Here is a 15747-nt window from a genome sequence, read left to right on the forward strand (position 1 = left end):
GGTGAGCCAGTCATGACCGACACCCCGTTCGGCTTCTCGCTTCCGGGGGGTCAACCTAACCCCAACGACCCGCAGTGGGCAGCGATGATGGCTCAACTGCAGCAGATCCTCTCGTCGTCGCAGTCTGGCGGAACGGTCAACTGGGACCTCGCCAAACAGGTCGCCACCGGGCTGGCGCGGGAGAGCGACCGCTCGCTCACCGCCACCGAACGCACGGAGGCCGTCGACGCTCTCCGACTCGCCGACGTATGGCTCGACCTCGTCACCAGTCTGCCTTCTGGTGTCTCGCACGCGGTGGGGTGGAGTCAGCTCGAATGGATCGACGCCACGATTCCCGCCTGGAAGCGGCTGTGCGATCCGCTCGCCGAGCGGGTGGTCGGCGCGATGAGCAAGATGTTGCCCGAGCAGGCGGCCGCGCAGCTCGGCCCGATGACCGGGATGCTCGCCGGCATCGGCGGGATGATGTTCGGCGGCCAGGTGGGCCAGGGCATCGGGCAGCTCTCCGGTGAGGTGCTGACGTCGTCCGACATCGGTCTCCCGCTGGGGCCGGCGGGAACGGCGGCGTTGCTGCCGACGAACCTGGCGAAGTTCAGCGAGGGGCTGGAGCAGCCGACCGAGGAGATCCGGCTCTACGTCGCGCTGCGCGAGGCCGCGCACGCCCGGCTGTTCGGGCACGTCAACTGGCTGCGTACGCACGTGCTCGACGCCGTCGACGCGTACGCGCGGGGCATTCACGTCGACCCCGACACGATCGAGCGCGCGATGCACGAGATCGACCCGAACGACCCCGAGTCGATGCAGCAGGCGCTGAGCGGTGGGTTGTTCACCCCCGAGGACACGCCGGCGCAGCAGGCCGCCCTGGCCCGCCTGGAGACCGCGCTCGCGCTGGTCGAGGGTTGGGTGTCGCACATCGTCGACAAGGTGGCGGCCGAGCGTCTGCCGGGGGCCGCGGCGCTCACCGAGACGTTCCGCCGCCGCCGGGCCGAGGGCGGTCCGGCCGAGCAGACGTTCGCGACGCTGGTGGGCCTGGAGTTGCGCCCGCGCCGGCTGCGTGACGCCGCGACGCTCTGGAACGCGCTGCTCGAACACCGCGGGGCCGAAGGACGCGACGCCGTGTGGGGCCACCCCGACCTGGTGCCGACCTCGTCCGACCTCGACGACCCCGAAGCCTTCGCCCGCGCGGACAACGACGGTCCCGACTTCGACATCTCGGACCTCGACAAGATGTGAGCACGGCGCGGCCCGGGAGCTCGGCGCCCGCACAGCGCGGGCGCTCGGGTGAGCGCGGCACGGGTGAGCTCGGCGCCCGCACAGCGCGGGCTCAGGGCGGGCGGGGCGCTCAGGGGCGGGGCGCTCAGGGGCGCTCCGCTCAGGGGCGGGGCGCTCACGATTGGGCGCGGCCGCTCCGCGTGCTCGGCGGCTCCGTTCCGAGCTGGCCGCCTATGCGGGCCGGCTCCTTCCACGACCGCTGAAGGTCCCCGACCGCCGTTCGGCGGGTCGTTGCGCAACTCCCCTCGCGTACTCGGGTGGACGACACCACGCCGACCACCGGCGATCCCGGCCCGCCGATCAGCGGGTCGTAGCGCGACCGCCCTCGCACACTTCGCCGGACAAACACCACGCCACCACCGGTGGTCCCGGCGCGCCGATCAGCGGGTCGTCGCGCGACTGACTTCGGGCACCGAGGTGAGCGACACCACGTCGGCCGCCGGTCGTCCCGGCCCGCCGATCAGCGGGTGGGTGCACGCCCACCCTTCACGCTCCGGGGTGGGCAACACCACGTCGACCGCTGGTGGTCCGAGCCCGCCGGTTCGCGGGTCGCTGCACGACTGCCCTCGTCCACCGCGGCGGACACACCACCTCGACCGTCAAAGGTCCGGCCCGCCGACCGGCCAGTCGGTACACCCCGCACCGGGCTGGGCGACACCACGTCGACCACTGGTGTCCCGGCCCGCCGATGACGGGTAGGTGCATGCCCACCACGGTGGGCACACAACATCGCCCCCGTGCGCCCCACCGGAGCACGGTCGGCCTCGCACGCCGCGGCGGACAACGCCACCTCGGCCGGGTGCTACGCGCCCAGTGCCGGGTCGCTCTCATCGGAGAGGTCGAGGCTGGCGGCGGCGGCCACGCCCTCGAGGTAGCCGCGGGCCCGCTGGGCTCGGGGGTAGCGCTCCACCAGGTCCCAGAAGTCCTGACCGTGCCCTGGGATCTGCAGGTGCACCAACTCGTGCACGAGCACGTAGTCGATCACCCAGTCGGGCATCCCGCGCAGCCGTGAGGAGAGCCGGATCGTGCCCTCGGCCGGCGTGCAGGAGCCCCAGCGGCCGCGCTGGTTGCTGACCCACCGGACGCTGACCGGGCGGACCTCGTCGCTGAGGTAGGTGGCGGCCAACCGGAGCGCCCGCGCCTCCAGCTCGGCGTCGCCGCGCGGCCGGCGGGAGCGACGGTCACGCGCGTCGAGGCGAGCGAGCATCTTCTTCACCCACTCGCGCTCTTCCACAGCGCTGAAGCGCGCGGGGATCAGCACGACGACCGTGTCACCATCGCGGTACGCCGCGACCGTGCGGCGCCGGCGCGCGCTGCGCCGGACCTGCACGGAGATCTGGTGTCCGGGGTCCATGAAGGCACGCTAGCCCTCGATCGGCTACTCCGTCAGCCGTGTCGTCAATCCTGTGGACAAGCCTCCTCCACAGGGTGGATGTCCGTTGCGATCGCTGTCCCGAGCACCGGTTGATCGGTCCCGGCGTTGACGCAGAGGGGCGTTCCGGCCTAGCGTCACAAGAGCCCCTGTGGCGACCGTTCGCCCCGGCACGTGGGGAAGGTGACGGGACGGGCGCCGTCCAGGGGCCCTTTGCTGCCCGGCGAACCTCCGGAGCGGATTGCCACCGGTGTAATTTTCCCGGCGAGCCTCCCATTAGTTATGCCCGTTTTGCCGGATAAGGTCGGTCGACCCGGCGGACCTGTCCTCCGTCGGCCGACCATGTCCAGCCGAGGAGGCACTGTGGCCGACACTTACAACGGCTACTGCGTGAAATGCAAGGAGAAGCGTGACTTCGAAGGTGAGGTCACGACGAGCGAATCCGGGCGCCGGATGGCGAAGGGCTCCTGCCCGGTATGCGGTACCAAGATGAACCGCATCCTCGGCAAGGCCTGACTCCTCCGTACCTCTCGCGGGCGGCCCGCCGGTTCGGCGGGCCGCCGCTAGCACCCCAGCACCAGCGGCCACGGGCCGCGGGCCCCACCCCCAGGCTGTGGACGACCGAAGCGGCCCCACCGCCCGGAGCGGCACCCTCTCAGGCATGCGCCCGCTCCTCCTGCCCGCTCTGTCCCGGCTCTGGCGGGACGCCACGACGCTGCAGCTCGGCGTCGATCCCGAGCGCGCGACCGTGCTCACCGCCGTCGATTCCGGCCTGGCCGGCTTCCTCACCGCGCTCGATGGCCGGCGTTCGCTGCCGGAGGTGCTCGCCACCGCGCCGGCCGGCCTCGCCGGTGAATCCCTGATCCGCCTCCTGGTGGCCCGGGGCGCAGTCGTCGACGCCGATCATCTCGTCCCCCGCGCCGGCGCCCCGCTCCCGCCGCTCCCGGCAGAGCTGGCCTCCGCGCTGCTCACGCACGGTTCGGGCGCCGTCGGCCGGGTCCGGGCCCGGCGCCACGCGCACGTGCTGGTGCGGTGCCGCGGGCGCGTGGGGCCGGTGATCGCCGCGTTGCTCGCGGCCGCCGGTGTCGGGCGGGTCGTGGTCTCCGGCTCCGGCGTGGTCACACCGGACGACGTCACGGTCGGCGGCCTGCGCCCCGACGACGTCGGCCGCCCCTACCTGCTGGCGGCGATCGACGCGGTACGCCGGGCGGCACCCGCGGTCGACACCCGGCCGCTCGACGCGGCGCCGGACTTCGTGGTGCTCGCCGCCGGGCCGGTGCCACCGCCCGCGGATCAGGTGCGCTGGATGTCCGGCCGCGTCCCCCATCTGCCGGTGCTCCTCCGGGACGGGGTGGCGATCGTCGGGCCGCTCGTCCTGCCGGGCCGCACCGCCTGCCTCACGTGTGTCGAGGCTCACCGAACGGATCGTGACCCGGTCTGGCCCGTGCTCGCCGCCCAGCTCGCGACCGACCCCCGCCCGGAACCCGCCGAGACCGTCGTGATCAGCTCGGCCGCCGCGCTCGCATCCACCGAGGTCATCGGCCGGTTGGAGGGTGCCGCCACCGCGGCGCTCGGGGTTTCGCTCGAGGTCGGGCCACCCGGCGTCCCGTTGCGGCACCGCGTCTGGACACCCCACCCGCGATGTGACTGCCTCCGCGACGGGCAGGTCCGCGAAGAGCGCGCGACAATGGTCAGGTGACCGACATCCCCCGGCGGGCGTTCACCCGCACCGCCAAGCTCGCGGCTCTGCCGCTGGGAATGGCGGGCCGCGCCACCCTCGGTATCGGCAAGCGCCTCGGCGGCGCTCCGGCCGAGGCCGTCGCCCGCGAGGTCCAGCAACGCACCGCCGAACAGTTGTTCAGCGTCCTGGGCCAGCTCAAGGGCGGCGCCATGAAGTTCGGCCAGGCGCTGTCGATCTTCGAGGCGGCGTTCCCGGAGGAGGTCGCCAAGCCGTACCGGGCCGCGCTCACCAAGCTCCAGGAAGCGGCGCCGCCGATGCCGGCCGCGACCGTGCACGGTGTGCTAGCCGAGGAACTGGGCCCGGAGTGGCGCACCAAGTTCCGCGAGTTCGACGAGAGCCCCGCCGCCGCGGCGAGCATCGGGCAGGTGCACCGCGCGGTCTGGTCGTCCGGCCGGAACGTCGCGGTGAAGATCCAGTACCCCGGCGCGGGCCCGGCCCTGATCGCCGACCTCAACCAACTCGGACGCCTGGCCCGGCTGTTCACCGTGCTGCAGCCCGGCCTCGACATCAAGCCGCTGGTGGCCGAGCTGAAGGCCCGGGTGGCCGAGGAACTCGACTACCACCTCGAGGCCAAGGCCACCCGCGCGTTCGCGAAGGCCTTCCGGGACGATCCGGAGATCGCGGTGCCCCGGGTGCTGGCGGGCACGTCACGGGTGCTGGTCACCGACTGGATCGACGGCACACCGCTCTCCGAGGTGATCGCGACCGGCTCGCCGGAGCAGCGCAACCTCGCCGGCGAGCGGATGGCCGTTCTCCACTTCTCCGCACCGGCCCGCACGAAGCTGCTGCACGCCGACCCGCACCCGGGCAACTTCCGGTTGCTCCCCGACGGGCGGCTCGGGGTGCTCGACTTCGGCGCGGTGGCCCGGCTCCCGAACGGGCTGCCGGAGCCGGTCGGCCGGCTCGCCCGGCTCGCGCTCGAAGGCGACGCCCAGGGCGTGCTCGAGGGCCTGCGTGACGAGGGCTTCGTGAAACGGGACGCCGACGTCGACGCGAAAGAGCTGCTCGAGTACGTGCGCCCGATGCTCGACCCGATGGCCGAGGACGAATTCCAGTTCTCCCGGGCCTGGCTGCGCAAGGAAGCCGCCCGGCTCGGTGATCCCCGCAGCCCCGCCTACCAGCTGGGGCGCCAGCTCAACCTGCCGCCGAGCTATCTGCTGATCCATCGGGTGACGCTCGGATCGATCGGGGTGCTCTGCCAGCTCGAAGCCAAGGCGCACTACCGGTCGGTCGTCGAGCGATGGCAGCCGGGTTTCGTCGAATAATCGAAGGGCCCGCCCCTGAAAACAGGGGCGGGCCAGGGAAAACGACCGCTCAGAGGCGGTCCCGGAGACGGGCAGCAGCCGCGGCTACGACGCGGGCCGGCCGACGGGCACCCATGCGGGCGCGTCGCGGCGCGGCCTGTTGCATTCGGGATCGGGCCAGGGCTTCGTTCAGAAGTAACATCTCGAAACTCCAGGTCGGTTCGTGGTTCAAGGCGGTGCTCATCTCGGGCGCTGCGGGGTAGGGGGCGAGTCCGCGGCCGATCCGTCCGGACCGGTAGTGCGCGGTGTGGGCGCGGCTCATCAGGCTGCGACCGTGTTCTTGCGGGGACGACCACGGGGCCGCTTCCGTGCGATCACGGCACCGCGCTCGAAGATTTCGCCACCCCAGACACCCCAGGGCTCGCGCCGCTCGAGCGCACCCTGCAGGCACGCCTCACGGAGCGGGCACTCCTGGCAGTGGGCCTTCGCTACTTCGAGGTCAGCGGGGGTCTCCGCGAACCAGAGCTCAGGGTCTTCCCGCCGGCAGGGCAGCGCTTCATCCGGGTCGATCACCCCGAAGTCCGGGGCGAGATCGATTGCCGTCATGACCGGATCTCCTCTTCCGTCGTGCATTCGTTGTCAGTCGGTTGGACGGGGACAAACAAAAAGGCCGTGGATCCCGGTATGGGATCCACGGCCTCGAGGAGTGCCGCCGGTCTTTTAGACCGGTTCACCTCGAGGCGGAGATCCCGCGCGACCATCGACGCGCGTGGCGCCGATGCTCAGCTGGGTCTGGACCTGAGTGCCGAAGGACTCGACCACTGCGCCGGTGAGCGCGGAGGCCGGGGCCGCCAAGGGGGCAGAGTTCTCCCCATTGACCAGGGACATGTGCTGCGCAGCGCAGACGACATGCGCATACGCAGGCGCGCCGGACGGCGCGATCCGCTTCCGCGCTGCCGAGACACCGGTGGTCATCGCTGTGCCTGCGTGCGCAGCCACAGCGGCCAGCGGGCCATCAGCAAGACGCCACGACGACATGGCGGTGCCCCGAAGCTTCGGAGTCATGAAGCTGATCACTGGGACCACCACCCTTCGGTGCGCTAAAAAGCCCTGCCAAAACCAGACTCCTGGAATCGGCGCGCCGGTTCCCCGGCGCACAGGCAGGTTAAGCCCGGGCCGGGTCCCTGGCCAACCTATTTTTCGGCCAGAACTCGGCAGCTGTCTGCCACCCGACAGTCGGCACGGCGCGTTGCGCCCGACACGCCGCTGAATCCGCCGTAAAACGAACTCAATCCGCTTCGGAAATTGTCACGAGCGACGCCGGATCGGCGCCACCGACGATCGCCAGCAACGCCGAGCCGTACAGCGTCAGCTTGCGCGGGCCGACCCCGGCGATCTCGGCCAGCTGCGCCTCGCTCGAGGGCTGCAACTCGGCCACCGCGGTCAGCGTCGCGTCGGTGAACACGACGTAGGGCGGCAGTTTCTGCTCGCGGGCCAGCGCTCCGCGCCACGTCCGCAGCCGCTCGTAGAGCTCTTCGTCGTAGTTGGCCGGGCAGTCACCGCAGCGGCGCAGCTTGCGGTGCGTCGGGTCGAACAGCGCGACCCCGCAGATCCGGCAGGTGGGCAACGACCGCGACGCGGGCCTCGCCGCCGGCTTCACCGACGGAGCGACCGAGGTGCCCGGTACACCGGCCGGGAGCGCTCCGGCGGGCAGGAACCGGCACGGCCGCCGGCTTCCCCGGCCGCCCGGCGAGCGGGCCGCGGCCCACGACAGCCAGAGATGCTCGCGCGCCCGCGTGACGCCGACGTAGAGCAGCCTGCGCTCCTCCTCGAGCTGCGCCGGCGTCTTGGCGTGCGTGATCGGCAGCGTGCCCTCGGCCAGGCCGACCAGGAACACCGCGTCCCACTCCAGGCCCTTCGCCGCGTGCAGCGAGCCGAGCGTCACACCGTCCACGGTGGGGACGTGCTGCGCGGCGGCGCGGGCCGCAAGCTCCTCGACGAACCGCGGAAGCCCCTCGGCGGCGGGAGTGTCGGCGCCGACCGTCTCGTCCGCGAGCCGCAGCAGCGCGGCGAGCGACTCCCAGCGTTCGCGGGCGGCGCCACCGGCCGGGGGCGCGTCCGCACGCCAGTCCAACCCCGACAGCGCGCCCTGCACCGCGTCCACCGTGGAGGACGCCTCGTCGCTCTGCGCCGCCCTGGCCGCACCCCGCAGGAGCAGCATGGCCTCCCGGACCTCGGGCCGTTCGAAGAAGCGCTCGCCGCCCCGCACGACGTAGGGCACCCCGACGTCGGCCAGCGCCTGCTCGTACGTCTCGGACTGCGCGTTGATGCGGAAGAGCACGGCGATCTCCGCCGCCGGAACCCCGGAGCGGAGCAGCTCGCGGCAGCGGGCCGCGACCGCACCGGCCTCGGCCGGCTCGTCGGGGTAGTGCGAGACGCGAGGCTTGGGGCCGGGTGCGCGTTGCCCGATCAGCTGCAGGCGGACGGCGGCCTCGACGCCGCGCCCGGCCGCGATCACCTCGTTGGCGAGGCCGACCACCTGGGGCGTCGAGCGGTAGTCCCGCTCCAGCCGGATCACGACCGCGCCGCGGTGCCGGCGTGGGAAGTCGATCAGGTAGGACGCGTCGGCGCCGGTGAACGAATAGATCGTCTGGCTCGCGTCGCCGACGACGGTCAGGTCGTCGCGCCCGCCGCACCACGCCTCGAGCAGCCGCTGCTGCAGCGGGTTGACGTCCTGGTACTCGTCGACGACGAAGTGCCGGTACTGCGCCCGGATCTGCTCGGCGACGTCGCGGTGCTCCTCGATCGCCCAGATCGTCGCGCGCAGCAGGTCCTCGAAGTCGATGACGCCCATCCGGCGCTTGAGCTGTTCGTAACCGGCGTAGACCGCGGCGACCTGATCGGGCGGCAGCGGTGTCTCCCGCGCCGTGTCGGCCACCGCGGCCACGTAGCCGTCGGGCTCCACCATCGCGGACTTCGCCCACTCGACCTCGGACGTCAGGTCACGGACGCCGGTGCGGTCGAGCTTCACGCGCTGATGCGTCGCCGCCTGGCCGACCACGCGTGCCTTCGTCTCGAGCAGTTCCGGCATCGCCCGGCCGTCGAACACCCGGGGCGCGAAGTACCGCAGCTGACGCAGCGCCGCCGCGTGGAACGTGCGTGCCTGGACGCCGGAGACCCCGAGCGCCCGCAACCGACCCCGCATCTCCCCCGCGGCGCGCGCGGTGAATGTCACGGCGAGTACATGATTGGGCGCAGTTGCCTGGGTCAACACTCCATGGGCAATGCGATGCGTGATCGCCCGGGTCTTACCGGTGCCCGCTCCGGCGAGGATGCAGACCGGCCCACGGGGGGCCAGCACCGCCGCCCGCTGCTCGTCGTCCAGACCGGCCAGTACGGCAGCGGGGTCGACGAGACGGGTGTCCACGGACGCGGCGGGGGTGACGGTCACCCGTCCGATACTGCCACTGCCCACTGAGCGGGAAGGGGCTGTCCCCAGGCGGTGTTACGTGACCGGTGACTTAGCAGAGAGGATGTCCGTATGAGCACCCTGACGATGTACTCGACCACGTGGTGTGGCTACTGCCGGCGGCTGAAGAGCCAGTTCGCCCGCGAAGGCATCGAATACAACGAGGTCGACATCGAGCTGGACCCGAAGGCCGCGGAGTACGTGATGAGCGTCAACGGCGGTAACCAGACGGTGCCGACGGTCCAGTTCCCGGACGGCTCAGCGCTGACGAACCCGAGCATCGCCGACGTCCGGGCCAAGCTCGGCCGCTGACTCTCCCGACGCCTTCCCGGTGGCCGGCGGATCGTCCGCCGGCGCCGGGGCGGGTGGTAACGCCCAGCCCATCGCCCGGCTCGCCGACACCGCGCCGGCCGCGGTCTGCGCGCCTCCCCCGGCGTCCGGCGCCGGAATCGTCATCGTCCGGCCCCGGCCGGCCACCAGCAGGTACGCGGCCGCCAGCGCGGTACCTCCGGCCATCACCGCGAGCAGGTAGCGGTAGTCGATGATCGCCACCAGCAACGCTCCCAACGCGACCGAGACGGTCTGCGGGATGCCGATGATCAGATAGGCGGCGGTGGTGACCCGTCCCATCAGCGGCCCGCTGGCGCTGCGCTGCAAGCTGGTGACGAATCCCACCAGCACGAGCGGTAGCCCGAACCCGGCCAGAACGACGCCCACCGCGAGCAACGGTAACCACGGCGCCACCATCATCACCGCGCCGACCGAGAACGTCACCAGGCCCACCACGACCGTGCGCACCTCGGCGGCGCCCCGGATCAGCCACGTCGCCACGAAGCCGCCGGCCACCGCCCCGATGCCCTGGATCGCGACCACGACGCCGACGAACTCCGGCGGGCGACCCAGCGACTCGACGATCGCGAACACCACCGACTCCGCGATACCGACGACGAGCAGCGCCATCCCGAGCGCGACCGTGACGTGCAGCAGCGGCCCGGCGTTCCAGAGGAAGCGCAGCCCGACCAGGAGTTCCTCGCGCATCGACTCCCGCCGCGCGACCGGCTCGGGCTCGGCGACGGCCAGCGCGCTCAGCGCGATCGCGGCCCCGACGAACGTCACCCCGTCGAGCACCGCCACCCCGCCGCCGCCGACCACCGCGTAGAGCGCGGCCCCGGTGAGCGGCGCGACCAGCCGCAGCGCCTCCTTGACCGTCTGGAGCACCGCGTTGGCCGAGCCGAGGGCGTTCTCCGGCAGCATCGCCTTCAGCAACGCGTTCAACGCCGCGATGTGCAGCACGAGAAGCGTGCCGTAGAGCGTCGCGACGGCGTAGATCAGCCAGACGTGCTCGGCCGAGCGCACCGCCAGCAGCGGCAGCACCGACAGCGCCGAGCAGAGGTTCGTCACGACCAGGAACGGCCGTCGCCGGACCCGGTCGATCAACCAGCCACCGAGCGGCCCGAGCAGCGACGGCAACGCCACGAAGACGAGCGTCAGGCCGGCCATGCCGTTGCTGCCGGTCAGCTCCTTCACCCAGATCGCCAGGACGAGCAGCATCGCCGAGTCGCCGAACATCGACAGCGCCTGCCCGAAGAAGAGCAGCCGGAAGTCCGACCTCCGTAACAACGCGGCGAGCCTCATCGTCACCCCCGGTCGTGACGTAATGCCGGTCAGCCACGACCGTCCACGTGGGGGAACATAGTCGCCCGATATCGCCCGTTCAACGCGATCAGGACTATCGGAGTACGTTTGGGCAGGTGAGCGAGCTGACCGATCAACCGGTTCCGGTGACGCCGGAGGCTCTGGCCGACCTCCTCGCCGAACTCTGCCTGACTGCCGGTAATCACCTGCGCGTCGCGATCGACGGCGCGGACGCGGCGGAACCGGGGCGCCTCGCCGACCGGATGGTCGAGCCGTTACGAGCCGGTGGTGTCGCCGCGGTGCGAGTGCGCGCGCACGACTTCCTGCGGCCGGCGTCGCTGCGGTGGGAGTTCGGCAAGACCGACCCCGACTCGTTCTACGACCGTTGGCTCGACGCCGGGGGCCTGACCCGCGAGGTGCTCACCCCGTGGGCCGCGGGTGAGCGGTACCTGCCCGCGCTCTGGGACGCCGCGGCGGATCGTGCGGCGCGGGCCGGCTACCGGCCGGTGCCACCACGGGCGGTGCTGCTCGTCGACGGGCCGCTGCTGCTCGGCCGGGGCCTCGCCTTCGACCTGGCCGTGCACGTACGGCTCTCGGACGGCGCGCTCCGGCGGCGCACCCCGGCGCCGGAGCACTGGACGCTCCCGGCGTTCGAGCGGTACGCGACCGAGGTCGAGCCGGAGGCGATCGCCGACGTGGTGGTCCGCGCCGACGACCCGCGCCGCCCCGCCGTCGTCGTGCGGGCTTAGCGGCGCCCCAGCATCGAACCGGCGATGAGTCCCGCGGTGGCCACGGTCGCGGCGACCGCCCAGACCACCGCGATCCGGGTCGCGGTTCCGGCCCGGCGCACCACGCCCTGGTCGGGGTCGGTCGTCCGCACCGCGGTGGACTTCGTCGACGACGGCGACGGCGACGGCCAGCTGTAGACCAGCAGCGAGACGTCCTGCACGCGGTCGGGGCTCGCGGACGGCGTGGCCTCGGAAGGCCGCACCACGACCGGCACGGTGTCGGAGTCCTCGATGCTCGCGGCCAGCGTCGCACCGGCCGTGCTGCCGACCACGACCGCGGTCATCAGCACACCCGCCGCGACCCGGCGGACCGCGGGAGCCTTCCGCCGCGCTTCGGGTTCCGGTAACCGCAACGCCCGCGGCTTCGGTGGAACAACAGTTCTCGGCATCGCTGACCTCCCCGGTGTAAGGGGCCGCCCCGTCGAGAGAGGGGGCTCACCGGGGCGGCCACAACTACACAGAGCAGCGGACGCCGGCCGTGATACAGCGAGATCTCAGCGACGTTCGTCCCGCCAGGCGGTCAGCAACTCGTGCGCGATCGAGAGCGGCGGCGGCACGATCGGGGCCGGCCCGGGCCCACGGCCACGCAGCTCACCACGGGTGAACCAGCGCGCGTCGGCCAGCTCGACCTCCTCGACCGTGACCGGCTGGCCGGAGTCGGCGAGCGCGTAGAAGCCCAGCATCAGCGACGCCGGCAACGGCCAGGCCTGGCTCGCCAGGTAGGTGCACTCACGGATCCGCACGCCGGTCTCCTCGGCGACCTCGCGGAACACCGCGGCTTCGGCGGCCTCGCCCGGCTCGACGAAGCCGGCCACGCACGAGTACCGCCCCTCCGGCCAGGTGAGCCCCCGGGTCAGCAGGCACCGCCCCTCGTCGCCGGGGACGCCGTCGTGCACCAGCACGATGATCGCCGGGTTGGTGCGCGGATAGACGACCTCCGAGCCGTCGACCGCCTCGGCCTCCCAGCCACCCGCCCGCCACCCCAGGCGGGTGCCGGTGCGCGGGCCGTAGCGGTAGTCGCGGTGCCAGTTCGCCAGGCCGATCGCCTCGGTGAGCAACGCCGACTCCAGCGGACCGAGCTGCGCGCCGACCTCACGCAGGCTCGCCGGACGCGCTCCGGCCGTCTCCGGCAGCTCGGTGAGCAGCGCGAAGTACGGCACACCTTCGTCCTCGGCCAGGAACAGCCGCTCGGCGTCCGCGGCCGTGGCCGGGTCCTCGGCCGAGGCCCAGACCAGCCGCGGCTCCTGCGTGCCGCCCTCGACGAGCACCCGGCCCTTGTCGTCGAGCAGGAGGATGCGGGCGCGCGCCCAGGCCGCGTCGAGCCAGGGGCCGTCCAGGCGGTGGTGGGCGGCCCGGTCGGGCATCGCCCGCCCCAGCGCGAGCTGCCGCCAGACCGGCAGCTCGGCCGCGGCCGGGTCGGGGGCACCGGGCGCGCTGGTCTCCCAGGCCGCGGTGCGCTCGCGGTCGATCTCCGGAACGCCTTCCGCGCCCTCGGTCTGCTCGGGGCCGCCCTGCCCCGTGCCGATGGTCGTCACGACCGGTCGACGGCGCCGAGCGCGCCCAGCGGACCCGCCACCAGGCCGGCGTCACCCAGCACGACGGTCACCCCGCCGGACGGCGCGAGGTGGCTCGCCGCCGCGGCGGCGACCTCCTCCAGCGTCACCTTGGCCAGCCGGATCGGGTGTTCGGCCAGCCACTCCAGGTCGAGGCCGGTCCCGGCCAGCGCGATGAGCATCCCGGCCAGGCCGGCCTGCGACGAGATCGACAGCGCCAGCGTGCCGATCGCGTACTGGCGGGCCTGTTCCAGCTCCTCGGCGGTCGGCGGCAACGTGGCCATCCGCCCGAGCTCGTACTGGATCTCGAGCAGGGCCGGTGCCGTGACCTCGGTCGCCACGTCGGCGCTGACGAGCGTCATCGAGCCGGCGGCCGAGTGGTCGACGCCGGAGTGCGGAGAGTACGTGTAGCCCTTGTCCTCGCGGATGTTCTCCACCAGCCGGGAGGAGAAGTAGCCGCCGAAGATCAGGTTCGCGAGCTGGAACGCCGCGTAGTCGGCGTGGCCCCTCGGCAGCGCGGGCAACGCCACCCGCAGCGACGACTGCACCGAACCAGGCCGGTCGACGAGCAGCAGCGGCCCGACGGTCAGCGGCGGGGTGGGCGGCGTGCGGTGCGCCGACCCGGTCGGTGACCACCCACTCAGCGCGCTCTCGACCAGATCGAGCGAGGCGGCCGGATCGATGTTGCCGACGAGCACGAGCACGCTGCCGGCCGGGAGGACCCGCTCGGCGTGCAGCGTCCGCAGCGCCGCGGACTCGATCGCGCGCACCTGCTCGGGCTCCGGCGTCTCGACCGCGTACGGGTGGCTGCCGTAGACCCGGCGCAGCAGCGCCCGGCGGACCGCCTGCGCGGGCTGCGAGAACGCGATCTGGATCCGGTCGGCGAGCCGGTCGCGCTCGGTGCGCACCTCCCGCTCGGGATAGGTGGCGGTGGTCAACACCTCGTTGAGGAGCTCGAGCAGGCGGCCCAGCCCGTCCGAGAGCGTGTTGCCGGACACGACCAGCCGATCGGGGTCGACGCCGACCGACAGGCCACCGCCGATCTTCTGCAGGTCGGCGGCCAGCTCGACGTTCGTGTGCGTGTCGGTGCCCGACAGCAGCGCGTTCGCGAGCACCGCCGAGACCGATACCTCGTCACCGGCGGACGCGCCCGCGAACGGGATCCGCAGCCGGAGCTCGACGAGCGGGACGGTGCCGCGGCGCACCGCGACGACACGCAGGCCGCTGGCGAGCGTGCGCTCGGCGATCTCCGGCTCGGGAAGCGCGCGGGGCTCCTCGAGATCCGGGACGCTCCGGCGTGGGGCGGCGTGCGACGGGCTCACTGGGCGCTCCCCGGGACCAATTCGAGTACGGCACGGCGGGACGGACGCAGCGTCTGCGCTGCGGCGACCACCTGTTCGGCGGTGACCTCGGCCAGCAGGTGCGGCAGGTCGTTGATCAGCTCGGCCCGCCCGCGCTGCTGCTCGAGCACGGCGATCGAGAGCGTGCGGCCGAGGACGGCGTCGACCTCGCGGAGCAGGTGGGCGGCCAGCCGCGCCTGCACCCGGGACAGCTCACCCGGGGCCAGCCCGGAGCCGGCCAGTCGCTCGAGTTCCTGGTCGATCGCGGTGATCACGGTGTCGGACGACACCGACGGCGGGAAATGCACCTGCAGCAGCAGCGCGGTGGGGTCGCGCACGTCGAACGGGTCGCCCATGAAACCGAGGTAACCCGAGACGCTCGTCGCGATCGCGTCGGTGAGCACCAGCCGCTCCTGCAGCCGGGAGGCGTCCCCGTCGGTGAGCACCTCGGCCAGCACGACGTAGGGCAGGTACGCCGCGAGGTCGTTGACCGGGTCGGGTACCCGCCAGGCCATCGCGACCGCGGGCAGCGGCGCCATCGCGTCGTGGTGGACGGCGCGGCGCTCGGACGTCAGGTCGGGCTCGGCGAAGTCGGGCCGCGTCGGCACCGGCCGGGCCTCGACGTCGCCGAAGTGCCGTTCGATGAGCGCGGTCGCCCCGGCGACGTCGAGGTCGCCGCCGACCGCGAGCACCGCGTTGCCCGGCGCGTAGTACGTGGAGAAGAAGCTCTGCGCGTCCTCGACCGTGGCTGACTCCAGGTCCTCGAACGACCCGTAGCCGTCGTGGGCGTTGGCGAACGTGTCGAACATGACCGGCGGCAGCAGCAGCCAGGGGAAGCCGCCGTAGGGGCGGTTCTTCACGTTGACCCGGATCTCCTCCTTCACCACCGCGATCTGGTTGGCGAGGTTCTCCGCGGTCAGCTCGGGCCGGCGCATCCGGTCGGCCTCGAGGAAGAGCGCGCGCTCGAGCGCGTTGCTCGGCAGCGTCTCGTAGTAGTCGGTGTAGTCCAGGTGGGTGCTGCCGTTGAACACGCCCCCGGAGGCCTGCACGTACCGGAAGTGGGCGAGCTTCTCCAGGTTCTCCGAGCCCTGGAACATCAGGTGCTCGAAGAGGTGGGCGAACCCGGTGCGGCCCTGCGGCTCGGATCGGATGCCGACGTCGTAGACGACACCGACCGCGATCACCGGGGCGGACCGGTCCGGCGTGAGGACGACCCGGAGGCCGTTGGGCAACGTGAACCGCTCGACCGGGAAGCCGGTGGCGGGAATCGTGACCGGCGCGCCGGCAGAGGTGGGTGCAGACACGCTGTCGACCCTAGCCCGTGAATTCGCCGAAC

At 72.6% G+C, this 15747-nt stretch carries 14 protein-coding genes; 6 read left to right on the forward strand and 8 right to left on the reverse strand.

The window, feature by feature from the left end:
* Nucleotides 1–12: 12 nt before the first annotated feature.
* Nucleotides 13–1230, forward strand: coding sequence for a zinc-dependent metalloprotease (locus CRYAR_RS35065; protein ID WP_035869020.1), 1218 nt, complete (start codon nucleotides 13–15; stop codon nucleotides 1228–1230).
* An 841-nt stretch (nucleotides 1231–2071) separates the two neighbouring features.
* Here CRYAR_RS35065 and CRYAR_RS35070 read toward each other — a convergent pair.
* Nucleotides 2072–2623, reverse strand: a complete 552-nt coding sequence (locus CRYAR_RS35070) for a M48 metallopeptidase family protein (protein ID WP_051571347.1) — start codon at nucleotides 2621–2623, stop codon at nucleotides 2072–2074.
* 360 nt (nucleotides 2624–2983) lie between these two features.
* Here CRYAR_RS35070 and CRYAR_RS48280 point away from each other — a divergent pair, with 360 nt between their 5' ends.
* From CRYAR_RS48280 to CRYAR_RS35080, 3 genes are all read left to right on the forward strand, one after another.
* Nucleotides 2984–3157, forward strand: coding sequence for a DUF5679 domain-containing protein (locus CRYAR_RS48280; RefSeq protein WP_342673840.1), 174 nt, complete (start codon nucleotides 2984–2986; stop codon nucleotides 3155–3157).
* Between the two features lie 145 nt (nucleotides 3158–3302).
* Nucleotides 3303–4340, forward strand: coding sequence for a hypothetical protein (locus CRYAR_RS35075; RefSeq protein WP_035857476.1), 1038 nt, complete (start codon nucleotides 3303–3305; stop codon nucleotides 4338–4340).
* Complete coding sequence (locus tag CRYAR_RS35080) at nucleotides 4337–5647, forward strand: ABC1 kinase family protein (protein WP_035857478.1); 1311 nt, start codon at nucleotides 4337–4339, stop codon at nucleotides 5645–5647. Before CRYAR_RS35075 ends, CRYAR_RS35080 begins: the two co-directional genes overlap by 4 nt.
* Before the next feature lie 300 nt (nucleotides 5648–5947).
* Here the strand turns inward: CRYAR_RS35080 and CRYAR_RS35085 are convergent, their stop codons facing one another.
* Together CRYAR_RS35085 and CRYAR_RS35095 are read right to left on the reverse strand one after the other, a co-directional pair.
* Nucleotides 5948–6232, reverse strand: a complete 285-nt coding sequence (locus CRYAR_RS35085) for a WhiB family transcriptional regulator (protein WP_051571348.1) — start codon at nucleotides 6230–6232, stop codon at nucleotides 5948–5950.
* Nucleotides 6233–6914: 682 nt separating this feature from the next.
* The gene (locus tag CRYAR_RS35095; RefSeq protein ID WP_245620569.1) at nucleotides 6915–9077 is read right to left on the reverse strand and encodes an ATP-dependent DNA helicase UvrD2; all 2163 of its coding nucleotides are present in this window, start codon (nucleotides 9075–9077) and stop codon (nucleotides 6915–6917) included.
* Nucleotides 9078–9167: 90 nt separating this feature from the next.
* Here CRYAR_RS35095 and CRYAR_RS35100 point away from each other — a divergent pair, with 90 nt between their 5' ends.
* Complete coding sequence (locus CRYAR_RS35100) at nucleotides 9168–9407, forward strand: mycoredoxin (RefSeq protein WP_035857480.1); 240 nt, start codon at nucleotides 9168–9170, stop codon at nucleotides 9405–9407.
* Here CRYAR_RS35100 and CRYAR_RS35105 read toward each other — a convergent pair.
* Complete coding sequence (locus tag CRYAR_RS35105; protein ID WP_051571349.1) at nucleotides 9354–10730, reverse strand: MFS transporter; 1377 nt, start codon at nucleotides 10728–10730, stop codon at nucleotides 9354–9356. The genes CRYAR_RS35100 and CRYAR_RS35105 overlap by 54 nt on opposite strands.
* Nucleotides 10731–10846: 116 nt before the next feature.
* Between CRYAR_RS35105 and CRYAR_RS35110 the strand changes: the two genes are divergently transcribed.
* Nucleotides 10847–11479, forward strand: a complete 633-nt coding sequence (locus tag CRYAR_RS35110; RefSeq protein WP_211247793.1) for a nucleoside/nucleotide kinase family protein — start codon at nucleotides 10847–10849, stop codon at nucleotides 11477–11479.
* Here the strand turns inward: CRYAR_RS35110 and CRYAR_RS35115 are convergent.
* The 4 genes from CRYAR_RS35115 to CRYAR_RS35130 all read right to left on the reverse strand — a co-directional run bounded on the left by CRYAR_RS35115 (nucleotide 11476) and on the right by CRYAR_RS35130 (nucleotide 15715).
* Nucleotides 11476–11907, reverse strand: a complete 432-nt coding sequence (locus tag CRYAR_RS35115) for a hypothetical protein (protein WP_157018296.1) — start codon at nucleotides 11905–11907, stop codon at nucleotides 11476–11478. The genes CRYAR_RS35110 and CRYAR_RS35115 overlap by 4 nt on opposite strands.
* A 105-nt stretch (nucleotides 11908–12012) precedes the next feature.
* The gene (nudC, locus tag CRYAR_RS35120) at nucleotides 12013–13053 is read right to left on the reverse strand and encodes an NAD(+) diphosphatase (RefSeq protein ID WP_157018297.1); all 1041 of its coding nucleotides are present in this window, start codon (nucleotides 13051–13053) and stop codon (nucleotides 12013–12015) included.
* A complete protein-coding gene (locus CRYAR_RS35125; protein ID WP_035857482.1) occupies nucleotides 13050–14393 on the reverse strand; it encodes a M16 family metallopeptidase in 1344 nt (447 codons plus the stop codon). Before CRYAR_RS35125 ends, nudC begins: the two co-directional genes overlap by 4 nt.
* Nucleotides 14390–15715, reverse strand: coding sequence for a M16 family metallopeptidase (locus CRYAR_RS35130; protein ID WP_051571350.1), 1326 nt, complete (start codon nucleotides 15713–15715; stop codon nucleotides 14390–14392). The genes CRYAR_RS35125 and CRYAR_RS35130 overlap by 4 nt, the downstream gene beginning before the upstream one ends.
* Nucleotides 15716–15747: the final 32 nt, after the last annotated feature.

It is taken from the genome of Cryptosporangium arvum DSM 44712, from assembly GCF_000585375.1.
GTDB lineage: Bacteria > Actinomycetota > Actinomycetes > Mycobacteriales > Cryptosporangiaceae > Cryptosporangium > Cryptosporangium arvum.

Bases quoted from the DNA above. Each gene is read 5' to 3' on its own strand.
- CRYAR_RS35085 (WP_051571348.1), bottom strand. From the start codon at position 6,232: ATGACGGCAATCGATCTCGCCCCGGACTTCGGGGTGATCGACCCGGAT.
- CRYAR_RS48280 (WP_342673840.1), top strand. From the start codon at position 2,984: ATGTCCAGCCGAGGAGGCACTGTGGCCGACACTTACAACGGCTACTGC.
- CRYAR_RS35075 (WP_035857476.1), top strand. From the start codon at position 3,303: ATGCGCCCGCTCCTCCTGCCCGCTCTGTCCCGGCTCTGGCGGGACGCC.
- CRYAR_RS35070 (WP_051571347.1), bottom strand. From the start codon at position 2,623: ATGGACCCCGGACACCAGATCTCCGTGCAGGTCCGGCGCAGCGCGCGC.
- CRYAR_RS35115 (WP_157018296.1), bottom strand. From the start codon at position 11,907: ATGCCGAGAACTGTTGTTCCACCGAAGCCGCGGGCGTTGCGGTTACCG.
- CRYAR_RS35105 (WP_051571349.1), bottom strand. From the start codon at position 10,730: ATGAGGCTCGCCGCGTTGTTACGGAGGTCGGACTTCCGGCTGCTCTTC.
- CRYAR_RS35065 (WP_035869020.1), top strand. From the start codon at position 13: ATGACCGACACCCCGTTCGGCTTCTCGCTTCCGGGGGGTCAACCTAAC.
- CRYAR_RS35100 (WP_035857480.1), top strand. From the start codon at position 9,168: ATGAGCACCCTGACGATGTACTCGACCACGTGGTGTGGCTACTGCCGG.